Annotated in this window: 16 protein-coding genes; 5 read left to right on the forward strand and 11 right to left on the reverse strand. The window is 50.4% G+C overall.

Annotated elements, in window-relative coordinates:
• The 10 genes from C2M36_RS16835 to C2M36_RS13520 all read right to left on the reverse strand — a co-directional run.
• Positions 1 to 906, reverse strand: a 906-nt coding sequence (locus tag C2M36_RS16835) for a hypothetical protein (protein WP_442792659.1), incomplete at its 3' end; no start/stop codon positions are given.
• Between the two features lie 10 nt (positions 907 to 916).
• Positions 917 to 2,512, reverse strand: a complete 1,596-nt coding sequence (locus C2M36_RS13480; RefSeq protein WP_158678951.1) for a ShlB/FhaC/HecB family hemolysin secretion/activation protein — start codon at positions 2,510 to 2,512, stop codon at positions 917 to 919.
• 424 nt (positions 2,513 to 2,936) lie between these two features.
• A complete protein-coding gene (locus C2M36_RS13485; protein ID WP_105255337.1) occupies positions 2,937 to 3,770 on the reverse strand; it encodes a hypothetical protein in 834 nt (277 codons plus the stop codon).
• Between the two features lie 174 nt (positions 3,771 to 3,944).
• A complete protein-coding gene (locus C2M36_RS13490; protein WP_105255338.1) occupies positions 3,945 to 5,294 on the reverse strand; it encodes a sodium-dependent transporter in 1,350 nt (449 codons plus the stop codon).
• A 197-nt stretch (positions 5,295 to 5,491) separates the two neighbouring features.
• Positions 5,492 to 6,508 carry an ATP-binding protein gene (locus C2M36_RS13495; protein ID WP_105255339.1) on the reverse strand — a complete coding sequence of 339 codons (1,017 nt, stop codon included), beginning with the start codon at positions 6,506 to 6,508 and terminating at the stop codon, positions 5,492 to 5,494.
• A gap of 26 nt (positions 6,509 to 6,534) precedes the next feature.
• Entirely contained in the window at positions 6,535 to 6,753 is a 219-nt protein-coding gene (locus C2M36_RS13500) for a hypothetical protein (RefSeq protein ID WP_105255340.1), read from the reverse strand.
• 22 nt (positions 6,754 to 6,775) lie between these two features.
• Positions 6,776 to 7,498, reverse strand: coding sequence for a response regulator transcription factor (locus C2M36_RS13505; RefSeq protein ID WP_105255341.1), 723 nt, complete (start codon positions 7,496 to 7,498; stop codon positions 6,776 to 6,778).
• A complete protein-coding gene (locus tag C2M36_RS13510) occupies positions 7,498 to 7,920 on the reverse strand; it encodes a DUF3019 domain-containing protein (RefSeq protein WP_105255342.1) in 423 nt (140 codons plus the stop codon). The genes C2M36_RS13505 and C2M36_RS13510 overlap by 1 nt, the downstream gene beginning before the upstream one ends.
• Positions 7,910 to 8,746: a MipA/OmpV family protein gene (locus C2M36_RS13515; RefSeq protein WP_105255343.1), complete on the reverse strand. Its 837-nt coding sequence runs from the start codon at positions 8,744 to 8,746 to the stop codon at positions 7,910 to 7,912. Before C2M36_RS13515 ends, C2M36_RS13510 begins: the two co-directional genes overlap by 11 nt.
• 96 nt (positions 8,747 to 8,842) lie before the next feature.
• Entirely contained in the window at positions 8,843 to 9,670 is an 828-nt protein-coding gene (locus C2M36_RS13520) for a hypothetical protein (RefSeq protein ID WP_158678952.1), read from the reverse strand.
• Positions 9,671 to 9,813: 143 nt separating this feature from the next.
• On the opposite strand from C2M36_RS13520, the gene C2M36_RS13525 reads away from it, so the two are divergent.
• Positions 9,814 to 10,965: a serine hydrolase domain-containing protein gene (locus tag C2M36_RS13525; protein ID WP_105255345.1), complete on the forward strand. Its 1,152-nt coding sequence runs from the start codon at positions 9,814 to 9,816 to the stop codon at positions 10,963 to 10,965.
• A 90-nt stretch (positions 10,966 to 11,055) separates the two neighbouring features.
• On the opposite strand, the gene yhbY is transcribed toward C2M36_RS13525, so the two are convergent.
• A complete protein-coding gene (yhbY, locus tag C2M36_RS13530; RefSeq protein WP_105190062.1) occupies positions 11,056 to 11,352 on the reverse strand; it encodes a ribosome assembly RNA-binding protein YhbY in 297 nt (98 codons plus the stop codon).
• A gap of 89 nt (positions 11,353 to 11,441) precedes the next feature.
• Here yhbY and rlmE point away from each other — a divergent pair, with 89 nt between their 5' ends.
• The 4 genes from rlmE to glmM all read left to right on the forward strand — a co-directional run bounded on the left by rlmE (position 11,442) and on the right by glmM (position 16,394).
• On the forward strand, positions 11,442 to 12,071 hold the full coding sequence (gene rlmE, locus C2M36_RS13535; RefSeq protein WP_105255346.1) for a 23S rRNA (uridine(2552)-2'-O)-methyltransferase RlmE: 630 nt from the start codon (positions 11,442 to 11,444) through the stop codon (positions 12,069 to 12,071).
• Between the two features lie 64 nt (positions 12,072 to 12,135).
• Positions 12,136 to 14,070: an ATP-dependent zinc metalloprotease FtsH gene (gene ftsH, locus C2M36_RS13540; RefSeq protein WP_105255347.1), complete on the forward strand. Its 1,935-nt coding sequence runs from the start codon at positions 12,136 to 12,138 to the stop codon at positions 14,068 to 14,070.
• A gap of 115 nt (positions 14,071 to 14,185) precedes the next feature.
• Positions 14,186 to 15,034, forward strand: a complete 849-nt coding sequence (gene folP / locus C2M36_RS13545) for a dihydropteroate synthase (protein ID WP_105255348.1) — start codon at positions 14,186 to 14,188, stop codon at positions 15,032 to 15,034.
• A gap of 19 nt (positions 15,035 to 15,053) precedes the next feature.
• Positions 15,054 to 16,394: a phosphoglucosamine mutase gene (gene glmM, locus C2M36_RS13550; protein ID WP_105255349.1), complete on the forward strand. Its 1,341-nt coding sequence runs from the start codon at positions 15,054 to 15,056 to the stop codon at positions 16,392 to 16,394.
• Positions 16,395 to 16,424 lie beyond the last annotated feature (30 nt).

Below are 16,424 nucleotides of genomic sequence, written 5' to 3' on the forward strand. Positions count from 1 at the left end.
TTCGATGGGTGTCGGCACGGCTACATCGGCTTTATTGGGCTCCGGATAGCCCGTGCGAGTCGGCGTCGGTGTTTTCTGCTCGATGGGTGTCGGCACGGCTACATCGGCTTTATTGGGCTCCGGGTAGCCGGTGCGAGTCGGCGTCGGTGTTTTCTGCTCGATGGGTGTCGGCACGGCCATATCGGCTTTATTCGGTTCCGGGTAGCCCGTGCTGGCACCCGTGTTAATGGGCGTCGGTGTTTTCTGCTCGATGGGCGTGGGCACGGCCACATCGGCTTTATTCGGTTCCGGATAGCCAGTGCGAGTCGGCGTCGGTGTTTTTTGCTCGATGGGCGTGGGCACGGCCACATCGGCTTTATTCGGTTCCGGATAGCCAGTGCGAGTCGGCGTCGGTATTTTTTGTTCGATGGGCGTAGGCACGGCTACATCGGCTTTATTGGGCTCCGGGTAGCCGGTGCTAGTCGGCGTCGGTGTTTTCTGTTCGATGGGCGTAGGCACGGCTACCTGAGTAAGTTCAGGCTCAACAAGTTGGGAAGGGGTTGGCTTGGTCTTTGAATTGTAAGTGGCCGTAGTAGAGGGCCGAGGCTTTAACGTCGCTTTTTTCCCTAGGCCGTAGGCATTCGGCCCCTTATGGTATTTTTTCTTAACTGCCAAAGGGTGAGTGATAACTGGGGTCACATCGACATTGTGTTCGCTGGTAGTTGAGCCCAGCGTCGGGTTTACCGGATCGGGATTCGGTGTTGTGCCCGCGTTATTGCCGCTATTAGGCGGATTCTGATTTGTTTGCCCATGATTTTGCTGGCACTGCCAGGAGTGGGACGTTTGGCAATGAGGCGATGCCTCGGCTACCTTGGCCACAGTGATTGATGCGATTGCCAGGGTGAAAAAAACTAGGTTACTTTTCATGATTGCGGCCTTAAAAACTGTAAATGGCTTGCGCCCAAAAGCGATAATCACTGTCCGATTCATCTGTGTCGAAACCTGTGAGGGCATCGGCCCCCAGATTACTACCCACCTGTTTTCCTGCAATTAAATTTACGCTGAAGTCATCACGCAGGTTGATATGGGCACCAAGGCCTAAGGATTTGAGTTTAATTTTATTGCGTAGGGTCGGGTTATTTAGTTGCCAATTTGGCCAGGTGTTGTGGTACAGCTTTGCCTCGCCGTATGAATAGAAGGCTGAGACCTGCGCGCCATAAAGGACGTTAAGATCATAACGAATATCGGCATAAACAAGGGTCGCATCATCACCGCTCAGTTCACCGACCGGATAGCCGGGCGAGCTATATGGCCCGCCGATATAAAACTTTTGCGACGCGTCCAGGTTTTCGCTGGCTCGCTGACCCTTTAATGAAAAATAGGCAGAAAATGCGCCCCCTAAGTGCTGAGCACGCGCAAGTTCAAAATTTATTTTGCTAAAGTGACCGGACGTTTGTGCATTGGCGTTATCAAAGTCGATGTAATCCTGATTTGCCGCAATGTCCAGGTCGCCGTAAGTCACCGAAAAGGAGTAGTAGGAGACTCCAGCGGCAAAGAGTTCATCATCGTGATCGCCACTGATCCCAAGTTGCAGCGCATTGAGTCGCCTTTTCGAAAGAAGCCCAGAGTTATCGCTGTCTTTTGAAGATAGGTGGACCAAATCACCGAGGAAATTAAGGCTTTTATGGCGGCTAGCGATAAATGGGTAGGAGGCAAACACCCTGAATTCGGAGCTGTTTCCCTTGGCATCAAGTACGGCGAAGCGTTTACCTAATTTGTAGTCCACCGCATCCGCACTGAGGCCAAAGCGGGCGCCATTACCGCCCAAGGGCCTGCTGTAACGAACCAGGAGGTAATTCGACTTTGAGCCAGAACTTACCACATCAAGGCTGAGCAGATCACCCGACTTGGTGGGGCTGTTAACGTTAATATTTGCACCCAGGCGCTCTTCGCCGGTGTAATAATTACCAAAATTATTGACATAAACACTGCCATCGAGCTTTGGCTCATCGAAGGTCTCAACTAAAAAATTGGCTGTGCCCACCTCGGCGCCCGGGTAGAGCGTTGCCTTAGAGCTGATCCCGGGAATGCGTTCGATTAAGGTGATGACCCGCTCGAAGTCATCCGCAAGGACATGTTCCCCCTGAGTAATGTTGTTTTGCAAATAGGAGATGAGGCGCTCATTGTCTACCCGCTCCTGAGAATTCACCAGGTGAACGCCATTATTGGCCAGCAACCCTTCATAGACATGCAAAACAATCGTCCCTTTACTCACGGCCTGTGCTGGAATAATGACACGGGCCGCAAATAGACCTTGGGCTCTATAGGCCTGCTGTAGCGCATTGGCGGCTTGGTGGATTTCTGCGGTGCTCAGTTTTTTATCCTTGTAGGGAGCCAGTACCTGTTCAACCAGCTGTTTGTTGAGTAGGGTATTACCATGAACTGTATAAGCCTGCACCCATACGGCTGCAGTCGACTGCGTCCGCTCGGTTGTGGGCAGCAACTGGTTTTGCTCTAGTTCGGCGCGCTCCACTGGTTTTAGAGGTTGCCTGTTTTGTTGCCTTACTAAAGTACTTGGGTCCGCGTTCCTTACGGAAGGCGCAGCAGATGCGTATCCGTACCCGCACATAAATAGGGCTGCAGGTATCCAGAATGCTCTGCCAGCGAAGCAAAGTTTGTTCATGTTATTGTTGGCTTTTCTAAAAGAGAAACAGTTGTTTTTCTACTTTTAGTCCATTTCCTCCTATTTTTCAATAAATTAGAAATGAATTTTTATATAAGGATGGCCGCTTAATTCGACACGCCAAAGCACATTTTTTCTTCAGTAACCTAGATAAGTTGGCCGTTAAACCTGTTATTTAATTTCTACTACTGAGGCGAGTCTTATGCTTTGGGGCAAAACAAAGCGGAGCACTAGGCTCCGCTTTTGGCTCTCACGGTTGGGGATAGCTCATAGATTAGGGGTAGGTTTGGAAAGCCTGATCTATGTATGGGGCTAACGGCTCAAGCGGCGTCTCTTGGGTATAGCCAAACGGGTCTTGATACTTGATCCTAAACTGGTGGTCAGTGAAGCCATCAGGGAAGGTCTGCGTTTGAATTTCCAAATCGGCCGCTTTAAAGAATGAGTATTCTTCGGCCGGAATGGGTGCAGGGACGTTAATGATTTTTTCTCCGTTGCCCATCCAGTTCACCTTGATCTTAAAACCTTCGCCATTGAACTCGTCAAACTTGGGCTTTTGATACAAGGTGAGGGTCATGTCTTTCTCTTGGTAGCTGATGGTTTCAACATCGGCGACCGTCATCGGAGTGACATCGTTTAAAATTCCGTTGGCGTTGAATATCATCAGGCCGTGCGAGTAATTTAGCTCGTTCAGGGCATTGGTCATTTCCATAACCTGTAAGTCGATAGTAAGGTCCTTACCGCCGCTAATCTTACCAGGAGCGGTTACGGTGACCAATACTTTGCTGTACACCCAGGCATCGTGAGCTACGGCTCTATATACTTCAGAGCCGTTATAACTGTATGAACCACCTTCTTTTTGAAAGCCTTTAACGATCAGGTTAGTGGCATTTTCGAAAACAATTTCGACTTCATCCAGTGATTGTTCGGGCGTATGAATTGAGCTCGATGTTTTGACCTTTACCTTTTTTACCATGTTCAGGTCCAGGCCCGGGTAAGGCACTGATGAACTGGCGCTAGGGTAGTTGATTTCATACTCTGCGGCCTTAGCTTCGGAGCTTAGGCCTAGTGTCAGAACTAGGGTAGATAAAAAAACCAGAATGGCTTTCATTTGTATTTCCTTGTTATGTGTTTGTTATTCCAAATGTGAAAGCCAACAAATGCTAGCATAGAAAAATCGGTACATCCCGTCTAACGAGCAATTAGCTTGTTTTATAAGGCATATTTAAGGAAAAGGGGTGATAAAAAAGGCCGCGAGTGCGGCCTTTTTTAGTATTACGTAGAATTAACGTAACGAGTTAATAAACACCAGGGCAATACACACCGGGCATACAAATTTGATGTACCAGGGCCAAATCTTCCAGAACCAACCGTCAGCGGCTTCCGGGTGGCCGGATTGGATTTCTTTAAGTAAAGACGCACGGTGCCAAATCCAACCCACAAAAATACAACACATCAAGCCCAGCAGCGGTTGACCTATACGTGTGGTGATGGCGATCACCAGGCCGAAAAGCTGTTCAAAGTTAAGCAGGATGATGGTGCTGACAGAGCCTATCAATGCACCTATGGTCCAGGTGGCAGGTTTACGGTCAAGGCCAAACTTCTCTACCGTGTACGACACCGGAGCCTCTAGCATGGAAATAGAGGAAGTCAGGGCGGCAATACTCATAAGCGCGAAGAAGGCAAAGCCAACAAACAAACCGGCGCTGCCCATGGTATCGAATAGGGCCGGTAGTACCTGGAATACTAATGTGTCTTCTGAGAGTAATTTACCTGCCTCGTCAAAAATCTGGACGCCTTGCTCCTGTGCCACATACATGGCTGGGATAATTAACAGACCGGCAACGAAGGCGATAAACACATCGATAAGCGTCACCGAAGCACCCAGGGTAACCAGGTTCTCTTGCTTAGAGATATAAGAACCATAGATGATCATCACGCTGGTACCGAGCGACAGGGAGAAAAACGCCTGGCCGAGCGCGCTTACCAACAGGGTCGGCTCGAAGATGGCGCTAAAATCTGGAAGTAAGTAATTGCGCAGACCTTCGCTGGCGCCGTCTTGGCTCATTACATAAGCGATCAACGCAAATAAAATACCCAGCAAGGCCGGCATTAGACGCTTGGACCACTTTTCGATGCCGTTCTCCACGCCCTTACTGATGATCATCACCGTCAGCACGATAAAGCCGCCGGCGAAAAGCAGGTTACGGGATAGAGATTGGCTGGTTAGCCAGTTTGCTGCCTCGGGAGCGCCTACAAGTTTGGCAACGGGTTCAGCGGTATAGCTAATCATCCAACCGGCCACGATGGCATAAAAACTTAAAATCATACCGGCACAAATAATGCCGCCAAAACCAACTAAAAATGCCAGTGGATGTTGCCATTTATGATTGGATACTTTTTTCAGCGAGCTAACGGCATTGGCTTGACCATAGCGGCCAACAACCAGTTCAGCCATTAATGCTGGATAGGCTAAACAGAAGGCCAGAACCAGATAAGCAAGCACAAAGGCAGCACCACCATTGGAGGCGGTTTGAGTAGGAAAGCCCCAAATATTACCTAGCCCCACCGCCGAACCGGCAGCGGCCATTATAAAACCAAAACGGGAGCTAAACTCCCCACGCGACGCACTCATATTATTATACTTCTCTGTAGGTGAACTGCGCCCTAAATCTACTGTAATTTACATGAAATAAAAAGCACAAAGCGGTAATTAGTGCTGTGCAGCCAGGGTAAAGCGCGCTATACGGACAAATTCCAATCTATCCGCGCAGTGCCTAGTTGCAGAGCGTCGCCACGTTACCGAATTGCCTGAGCGTTGTAAACACTGTGTTACAACGGTAGCCTTAAGGTGAATTGTGCCCCACCTAATTTTGTCGAGGAGCCTACCTGCAAGTTGCCCTGATGCCACAGCATCACTTTATGGCAAATGGCCAAGCCCAAACCATAGCCATCCTGGTTGCGATGCTTGGCACTTTGATAAAAGGGCTTAAGCACTGCGGCGCGTTCTTGTGGCGGGATACCGGGACCATCATCGGCGATGGCAATGCATAGTTGTTGGGCATGGGTGTAGGCGCTGATAACGACCTGGCCATTGGCATAGCGTAGCGCATTGGTAATTATATTGTGGATGCAGCGGGCCAACCAATGCAGATCGCCATGCACTACCAATTCGCGGGGACAGTCTATGTGCAGCTGTTTATCGCCCAGTTGTGGTAGTAACTGCTCACCTACCTCCTGTAGATAGGGGAGAAGCTCGGTGCGGGTATAATTAAGGGCAATATTTTGCTGTTGCAGCGCGGCAAAACTGAGGTAGCTTTTGAGCATGGACTCCATGGTGTCAAGATCCTTTTCCATGCGCTTAAGGTAGGCCTGTTTGCTTTGTTCGTCCTCACTGTCCATGGCAGCATCAAGGCCAAAGCGCAGGCAGGCGATGGGGGTGCGAATGTCATGGGAGAGACTCGACGCCATCAGTTTGTTTTCGGCCAGAAGCGCATTTATCTGCTCGGCCATGGAGTTAAAGCTGTGCTCGAGCTGCTGTGTATAGCTAAAACGGCTTTTAGCAATGCGGGTGTCGAGCTTGCCTTTAGCAAAGCGTGTGGCGGCATTGGCTAAGGTGGTAATTCGGCGGGTTAAAGGAATAAGGGGTAACCACATGCACAGGCTGAAGCCGCTGTAAAACAACACAGTGAGCAGCAGGTCGTGTTGGGTGCTGGCCGGTTTGGGTAGACGCATGGTGAGATGGTGGTTGTTCAGCTGCTCTGCCGAGCGCACCAAATAGAGGCCATCTTCATCGGCCAAGGTTATGCCCTGATAGTGTTCTAGCTGTTGGCGCAGGGGCGAGGGCAAGGCCAGGGTGCTGTTGGCTGCGTAACCTAGGTCGAGATTAAAGTGGCTGTTAAGCTCTGCAAGTCGTTGGCGTTGTGCTCTGCGGGATAGCTGCCTAAATAGGAGAGCATGCCGCTCAACAGCGCCTGCTGCTGACTAAAATCATTGTGTTCATCATTATCGTTGGCAATCCCGTCGATCAGCCAGCTCAACAGCACCACAGACAGCAGTGCCGTGCCAAGTAGGGATATATAGAGCTTTTTCATTGCTGCCGCTTACCTTGGTCGCCTAGTCGGCGGCTTCCATATGCCAGGCATCTTTAACCAATAAGTAGCCCTTGCCCCAGATGGTTTTGATCCGTTGCGGTTGCTCGCCATCACCATCAAAACGCTTACGCAGCGCCGAGATCACTACATCTATGCTTCTGTCTAAGCCATCATATTCGCGACCCTTAATGGCTTTGAACACCGAGTCTCGGTCAACAACCTCGCCAGCGTGACGGGCAAGATAAGCGAGCAGTGAAAACTCCGCATGAGAGAGCTCCACGGGTTGCTCGGCCAGAGTCACGCGGTGCGCTTGAGTGTCGATATGCAATTGCCCCACGTTAATATGCAGAGGCTCTGCTTGTGGCTGTGAGTCATCGCTGACATCGCGTAAATTAGCCTTGATGCGTGCCAGCAATACCCGGGGACGAGCCGGTTTAGCGATGTAGTCGCTAGCGCCGACCTCCAAGCCAATCACCTCGTCGAGCTCATCATCCCGTGCGGTAAGCATAATAATGGGTTGCTGATAAAATTGGCGCAAGCGGGTACAGACGCTGATCCCGTCGAGACCGGGGAGCATAATATCGAGCAAAATTAAATCCGGGCTATGCTCGTGCACGTAGGCTTCGACGTCGGCGCCGTTATCGCATAAGCCGACGCGGTAGCCGTTTTGAGAAAGAAACTCACGCATCCACTCGCTTAGCGAGGGGTCGTCCTCGACCACTAAAATAAGGGGCTGCTGACTCATTAAAATAACCTCCATCGCCGTTTTTTCTGGCCACTGGTGTATACCCACTGCACCCGAACTTCGGTGCTGGCAAGTACTTTTCCCGTGGTGACATGAACCAATTCAAAACCTTGTGCCGTAGCGCTGGCAAATTCCAGTACCAATTCACCTTGTTGCTGCTGTTGCCAGCAGTGCAGGACCTGAGTTGCCTGGCTTTGACGGATACAGTAGCGCTCTTCATTGGCCACCTGCCAGCTCAGGGTGATATCGGAATAACAGGTGCGTCCCTGACGCAGCGCCACACAGGTATTCGGGGTACTTAGCAGTGCCGAGCTAGGCGATGGGCCTGGCGCCGAGCTCAGCATGGCTTCGCCCTGAGTGTTGCTCGCCCAACCCGGTGCGGCAAACAGTAAACTAAGGCTCGCATAGACTCTAAAAAACATAGCGTACGCCTACCTTGGCCTTATGCTGGTATTCTTGAGAAATTATCGGGCTGTCGCTGATCTCTGAGGAAAACCAAGTCGATAACCAGCCCGCTAAAAACACCCAGTTTTGCGATAGCGGATGTTCGGCGTGCAGCTCCAAGACTAAGGACTGGGAGGCATGGGCTTTGTATACGGGCCGCTGGTCGGTGGTTTCATGGGGATCGATGCCAAAGTAATAATCGGTGAAATCGCCGCCATAGTAGTTAACACCCAGGCCGGTGCGCAGCTCCCAGTTTCGGTATTGGCTAATGCGCGTTAAGAAGCTGGTAAAAATCCATGAATTATGGGTGCCGGTCACATCATGCATCAATTCAAAAGACAGCTGAGAGTCGCCAAAGCGCCGAGTTAGCCTTAGGCCCACATCGAAATCGTAATGGCGGCGGTCGATACCCGCGAGCTCGTCCACCACATCGCGGTCATAGATTTTTAGCCCGGTTTCGTCGAACCCCGATTGCACATTGGTGCCGACTATATCCAAGCCCCAGTCAAACTTATCTATGAGGGAGTAACCTATGACCAGGCCGCCACTTAATTGACTGTGGTCGATATCCAGGTAAAAGTTGTTGTAGCTGACAACCAGGTTTAGATCCGGCTCAAGGCCGTCGTCATATGAGTCGAGACCAACCAGGTAGGAGTCTTCAATATAGTAGCCGGCGCCTATGCTCCAATCCCAATTGAAGCCAGGTTGGGGTTCCAGGCGGTTGTCGGAATAATAGCGGTTGGTAGCCAGCGTTTGTTGGCTAACAAGCAAAAACAGCAGGACAAGTAGGGTACGAATTGGCATAGCTTCAGGCTTTTTATTTTATAGTAGGTTGCTTGGGCGCCGAAAACTGTAAGAAATTGTAGATGGGCTTGCCCGTGCGTTGACAAGCCCCTGTGCTCAGTTGATGTTGATCTTCTCCAGCAAAATACCGCTTAAGTAGTAGTGCAGGTCCGGCACCAGGGCACTCACCTCTGTGTCATTGCAGGCACCGGCGACTTTTTCCAGCGCCGAGGTTTTGCTTACCACCTTATACTGAGGTGCCTTAGGCGCTGGGTTTTCGCCGCGCTTAGCGAGGGCGTCTGGTGAGTTATGAGTCTGTACGAATTCCTGCACTTGCTGCAGATTATCTATGTAATCTGTGATGGTCAGCTGATAGCGCAGTGGGTTGCGTTGGAAACTGGCGGTATCGAGGGATGATTTGGCAAACCAGACCACGTCTTTGGAATCACGATGAAACAGTTTCATGCTCACCGAGCCGGAGATATTGCTGCATTCTTGCTGCGCAAACTCTTCCATAAGGCGCTCATCACCCAGAATATGGCTGTTGCTTAGGCGATAATCAACCTTGTCTGCTTCGCTGATATCTAGTTGGTTGATGCTTAGAATATAGTCAGCCTGTTTGGCGTCACTGATCACCGTGAGCGCTTTATCGTTAAAAATGGCAACCAGGCGATTGCGCAGGCGGTCTGTTAGGGCCACTTGCTCGCTTTCGATCACCACGCTTTGCCCACGTCTAACCGGATGAGCAGGCAACTGCACGGATTTCACCCGTGGTTGCTGATGGTCAACCTGGTATTCAAGAACATAGGTGCGCTCACTGAGGCTCGGCTTAGCCGGCATAGCAACCCTTTGCGTCTGTTGTACAGAAGTGGTCTGGAAGCTGCTGCACCCGCTGATCAGGATTGCCAAACCAAGCATTCCCAGTGCTAAAGAATTCTTCATCATACTATTTATAACTCTTAGTTTCCCTTATCGCTGCGCCTGGGCGCCCCTACTCAGGTATACCCGAACAGCATTGTACGTGAGTTTAACCCAAAGTTCATGATAATATTTACCCAATCTGAATTGTTAACACTAAAACAACAATAATGAAAACCAAGAGTTTAGTTGCTTCTTTCTGTCTTTTCCTCAACAGTTTAGTGCCGGCTTATGCCGCTTCCATGGGGACCGATGCGCGTCAATGGCATGGCTTTGTGGATTCTTATGTCACCGATTTAGAGCGCCAGCTTAAGCAAAAGCGTGTGCCGGGGGCGGCCTTATCAATCGTGCACCCAGATTATCCCTCCATCGCCTTGGGTTTTGGTAAAACCAAAGTAAGAAGAGGGCGCCGCGTTGATGTTAATACCCGTTTTCGACTTGCCTCGGTATCGAAAACCTTTGCCGGGTCGCTGGCCGCAAAGCTGGCCGAACAAGGGGTGATCAAGCTGGATGCCCCTGTTTATCAATACATTCCCGAACTGCGTAGCACGGATTATAAAAATACTCTTAAGGTTTCCCACTTACTGAGCCACTCCAGTGGCCTAGTGCCCAATGCCTACGATAACCTTGTAGAATCGCGCATGTCCTATGCGGATATTGTCGAAAAGCTGCTTAAAGTAGAGCCCGTATGCGAGCCTGGAGAGTGTTATGGTTATCAAAATGTGATGTTTTCTTTGGTTGGCGATGTGATTGAGCGTGCCAGCGGCAAAGATTATGAAACCTGGATGCGAGAGGATATTTTCCAGCCGCTGCGGATGCGTCACGCCAGCTTAGGTTATGAAGGCATGATAGCCGATGAAAACTATGCCTATCCCCACATACGTGGGAGCAAACGTTGGCGTACTGCGCGTTTAAAGAAAAACTATTATAAGGTGCTGCCCGCGGCGGGCGTTAATGCCAGTGCCGCGGATATGGTGCAATGGCTGAAGGCGCAATTGGGCATGTACCCAAGTGTGTTGCCACCGGCGGCGCTGCAAACCCAAGTGCAACCTTATACCCTGACCTCAAAAGAGCGTCGTCGCCGCATTTGGGGCGAGCATGTTAACGAGGCGCACTATGGTTTGGGGTGGCGCATTTACCAGTATGATCATGAAACCATCTACTACCATAGCGGTTGGGTACAAGGCTATAGAACCGATATCGTGGTGATCCCGCGTCTCAATGTTGGCTTTAGCCTATTACTCAATGCCGAAACGGGCTTAATCAATGAACTGACCACGCAATTTATCGACCAGCTATTGGCTTTGCCACGTACCGCCTAATTGTGAAGCCAAGAACTGAACAACAAAAAAGGTCAGCAGTTGCTGACCTTTTTTTCTTTATCCGATACGAGCCAAAGGCACGCCAAGCGATTAGTTGCGCGGCAACTGAATCTTGCGGTCTTCGCTTTGGCGATACAGAGCAATGATGTGACCAATGCTTTGCACCTTATGAGCACCGGTTTCGCGTACGATGGCGTCAAAAATCAGGGCTTTGGTCTCACGATCTGTGGTTGGCACCTTCACTTTGATCAACTCGTGAATATCCAAAGCACTGTCTATTTCGGCGATGACGCCCTCGGTTAGACCATTGGCTCCCAGTAAAACCACAGGTTTCAGTGGGTGCGCAAGGGATTTAAGATACTGCTTTTGTTTATTCGATAGTTTCATAGATTTTATAAATTTTGCTGATTCGAGCTTGAATTACGGGTATTCTAACGCCATCTAGCAGATATTACTATTAAGTTACGTGTTAATTTATGACGAATAAAAAGCACTCGGCGAGCTCGAAGCGCTGGCTAAAAGAGCATTTTGACGATCACTATGTTCATGAGGCACAGAAACAGGGCTGGCGCTCGAGAGCGGTGTTCAAACTCGAAGAGATTCAGCAAAAAGATAAATTACTCAAACCCGGCATGGCGGTGGTGGACCTCGGGGCTGCTCCCGGTAGCTGGTCCCAATATCTGGCACAGCAGGTGGGCGACAATGGCCAGGTGATTGCCTGTGACATTCTGCCCATGGACTCATTGGCCGGCGTTGATTTCCTACAAGGCGACTTCCGCGAAGAGGCGGTGCTTAATGCCTTGCTAGATCGTATCGATGGTAAAAACGTCGACGTGGTCTTTTCCGACATGGCACCGAATATGAGCGGGAATATGAGTACCGATCAGGCCGGCAGTATGTATTTGGTCGAACTGGCCTTAGATATGTGTCACCAGGTGTTGAAGAAAAATGGTGCTTTTGCGGTCAAAGTATTCCAGGGGGAAGGTTTTGATCAGTTCGTCAAGGACGTACGCGAGAGTTTCCGTACCGTAAAAATCCGCAAGCCCGATGCGTCAAGACCGCGCTCTCGCGAGGTATATGTAGTAGCGACGGGCTACAAACTGTAGTACAGTTGTCGGGAAAAGTTGAACTTAATTAATTTAGATACAAGAGGTTAACACCTTGAGTGATATGGCAAAGAATTTAATACTCTGGCTTGTTATTGCCGTGGTTTTAATGTCTGTTTTTCAGAGCTTTAACGGTTCGGAAAACATCGACAGACAAACGAGTTACACCCAATTCGTAAAGGATGTACGCAATGGCGCGGTACGTGAAGTCGTTATCGATCGCGGCACTGGCGCTATTACCGGCACAAAAACCAGTGGCGAGCGGTTCCAAACCACCATGCCAATGTATGACGAAGACTTGATGAATGACTTGTTGAAAAACGACGTCAACACAAAGGGTGTTCAACCTGAAGAACAATCCCTGTTAGCCAGCATTTTCATTTCGTGGTTCCCAATGCTGTTGTTGATAGGTGTGTGGATCTTCTTCATGCGTCAGATGCAGGGCGGTGGCGGTAAGGGCGCTATGTCCTTCGGCAAGAGTAAAGCCCGCTTAATGAGTGAAGATCAGGTTAAAACCACCTTTGCCGATGTAGCCGGCTGTGATGAAGCCAAGGAAGATGTCACCGAGTTGGTTGATTTCTTGCGCGACCCATCTAAGTTCCAAAAATTGGGTGGCAGCATTCCTAAGGGTGTATTGATGGTGGGTCCTCCTGGTACGGGTAAAACCTTGTTAGCCAAGGCCGTGGCCGGTGAAGCCAAGGTGCCATTTTTCACCATCTCAGGTTCTGACTTCGTAGAAATGTTTGTGGGTGTCGGTGCGTCGCGTGTACGTGATATGTTCGAGCAAGCGAAAAAAGCCGCGCCTTGTATCATCTTTATCGATGAGATCGATGCTGTAGGTCGCCAACGTGGTGCCGGCATGGGCGGTGGTCACGACGAACGTGAGCAAACGCTTAACCAAATGCTGGTAGAAATGGACGGCTTTGAAGGTAATGAAGGCATTATTGTAATCGCTGCCACCAACCGTCCTGATGTGCTTGACCCTGCGCTATTGCGTCCTGGTCGTTTCGACCGTCAAGTCGTAGTTGGCCTACCGGATATTCGCGGTCGTGAACAAATTCTTAAGGTACATATGCGTAAGGTACCACTGGCAGACGATGTAGAAGCATCCGTGATTGCCCGTGGTACGCCAGGCTTCTCTGGTGCGGATTTGGCTAACCTGGTGAACGAAGCCGCCTTATTTGCAGCCCGTGGTAACAAGCGCGTGGTGAGCATGGCCGAATTCGACGCCGCTAAAGACAAGATCATGATGGGCGCCGAGCGCAAGTCCATGGTGATGTCGGAAGAAGAAAAAGAGATGACCGCCTACCACGAAGCGGGACACGCCATCGTGGGTCGCATTGTGCCGGAGCACGACCCTGTTTATAAGGTGTCAATCATTCCGCGTGGCCGCGCCCTGGGTGTAACCATGTACTTGCCAGAGCAAGACCGTGTGAGCCACTCTAAAGAGCATCTGGAGTCAATGATTTCCAGCCTGTACGGTGGTCGTATTGCCGAAGCCATCATCTACGGTGATGATAAGGTTACAACCGGTGCCAGCAATGATATCGAACGTGCCACGGAAATCGCCCGTAAGATGGTGACTCAGTGGGGTCTAAGTGCCAAGATGGGCCCACTTCTTTATGCCGAAGAAGAAGGCGAAGTCTTTATGGGTCGCGGCGGTTCGCGCAGCATGCACATGTCTGACGAGACCGCGAAAACCATCGATAGTGAGGTTCGCCTGCTCTCGGATCGCAACTATCAACGTGCCGAGCAGATCCTTCGTGACAACATTGATATTCTGCATTCAATGAAAGACGCACTGATGAAGTACGAAACCATAGATGCGAAACAAATCGATGACCTAATGGCTCGCCGTGAGGTTCGCCCACCGAGCGATGCCCATGACCAAAAAGCTGCCAAGGCAAAGCCGTCAGTAGCAGAGCCTGAAAAATCGGCACCAGATCAAAATGCCTCATCCTCTCAGGATGACAATCCAAGCTCTGAAGACGATAAGTAATAAACTCAAGCCCCAAAACATTGGGGCTTTTCCTTCTTTGGATCATCTTATATACCAGCACCCACCGAACTTTCGTTTCCAGGGCGCTGTGTCTTTTTATTAGGGAAGAGTAACCATGTTATCTTTACCCCGAGGTCGTCTACTAGACCTTAACACCCCTCAGGTGATGGGGATCCTCAATGTCACGCCAGATTCCTTTTCTGACGGTGGCCAGCACAATGACTTAGACAACGCTGTCAAAAAAGCGCTAACCATGTTGGAGCAGGGGGCCACCATTATTGATATCGGTGGTGAGTCGACCCGCCCAGGGGCGGCGGATGTAATCGAACAAGAAGAGCTTGAGCGGGTTATCCCAGTAATAGAGGCGATACGCGCACAGTCAGATTGCGTGATCTCCATCGACACCAGCAAAGCCGCAGTTATGACAGCGGCGGTTCAGGCCGGAGCCGATATTATTAATGATGTGCGTGCATTAGAAGAACCGGGCGCATTACAAGCAGCGGCCACCTTAGACGTTCCCGTGTGTTTAATGCATATGCAGGGGCAGCCAAGATCCATGCAGCAAGCGCCGGATTATAAGGATGTGACCGCCGAGGTCTGTGCCTATTTGGCTAAGCGCGCCCAGACCTGTATTGATGCGGGCATTAAAGCCGAGCATATTATGATCGATCCGGGTTTCGGCTTTGGTAAATCGTTGCAGCACAATTATCAATTATTAGCCGAGCTTGAGCAGTTGCAACAGCTTGGTTATCCGGTATTAGCCGGGCTTTCACGCAAATCCATGTTTGGCCAACTGCTGGGGCGACCGGCAGACCAACGCCTCAGCGCCAGTCTGGCGGGGGCATTGATTTGTATGCAAAAGGGCGCGGCAATAGTGCGCGTTCATGATGTTCAAGAAACCGTCGACCTGTTGCGAGTGCATGAGGCGATGTTGCGGCCCACAGACGTGCAGCCGAAAGAATAAGAGTACAGGAGTAACAAGAATGAGTAAGAGAAAATATTTTGGCACCGACGGCGTTCGTGGCCTGGTTGGGCAATACCCGATCACTCCTGAGTTTGCCCTAAAATTAGGTTGGGCCGCGGGTAAGGTGCTATCAAAAATTGGCACCAAAAAGGTCATTATTGGTAAAGACACCCGCATTTCCGGTTATATGCTAGAAACTTCGTTGGAAGCCGGACTTATCGCCGCGGGCATCGATGTGGTCTTGCTTGGTCCTATGCCAACTCCGGCGGTGGCGTATCTAACGCAAACTTTCCGCGCCGAAGCCGGTATTGTGATCAGTGCCTCGCATAACCCTTACCATGACAACGGTATTAAATTTTTCTCCAGCGAAGGTTTGAAACTGCCGGATGCAGTTGAGCTCGAAATTGAAGCCATGATGGATCAGGACATGGAATGTGTGCCTTCTGAAAAACTGGGTAAGGCCCGTCGCTTGGTGAGTGCCGATGGTCGTTATATCGAATTCTGTAAGAGTCAGTTTCCTCAAGGTCATTCCCTTGAAGGCTTGAAGATCGTGCTGGACTGCGCCAATGGCGCGACTTATCACATTGCCCCAGCGGTAATGCAGGAACTCGGCGCTGAGGTGATCCCTTTTGCTTGTGAACCCAATGGCCTGAATATCAACGCCAAATGCGGTGCTACCGATGTAGCCGCCTTGCAAAGCAAGGTTGTTGAAGAGGGTGCTGACGTGGGCATTGCCTATGATGGTGACGGCGACCGAGTGATGATGGTGGATCAGCAAGGGCAAGTATTCGATGGTGACGACATTGTTTATATCATCGCCTGTGCCCTGCATGAGCAAGGCGCTTTAGGTGGTGGTGTTGTCGGTACCGTGATGTCGAATATGGGCTTAGAAAATGCTCTTAAGGCGAAGGGAATTGGTTTCGAGCGCTCCAAGGTAGGTGACCGTTACGTTATGGCACTGCTAAAAGAAAAAGGCTGGAAAATCGGTGGAGAAAGTTCGGGTCACGTGTTGAATCTTGATCTGATCAGTACCGGTGACGGCATTATTTCAAGCCTGCAGGTACTTGCCGCCATGGTAACTAGCAGCAAAACCCTACGTGATTTGGGCAACGGCTTTGTTAAATACCCGATGAATATGATCAACGTGCGCTATCAGCCTGGCACCGACCCAACGCAAAGCCCAGAGGTGCTGGCAGCGGTAAGTGAAGCAGAGGAGTTGCTCGCGGGCAAAGGTCGAGTGTTACTGCGTAAATCCGGTACCGAGCCGGTAGTGCGAGTGATGGTTGAAGCCGAGGACCAAAGTCAGGTCCTTGAGTACAGCAGCAAAATCGCGCAAGTTGTTGAAAGTGTGAGCAGTTAAGCGGCGCTACAAAAATAACTGCTTGTAACT

Origin of the sequence: Pseudoalteromonas sp. T1lg75 (assembly GCF_002964705.1) — a bacterium.
Taxonomy (GTDB): domain Bacteria; phylum Pseudomonadota; class Gammaproteobacteria; order Enterobacterales; family Alteromonadaceae; genus Pseudoalteromonas.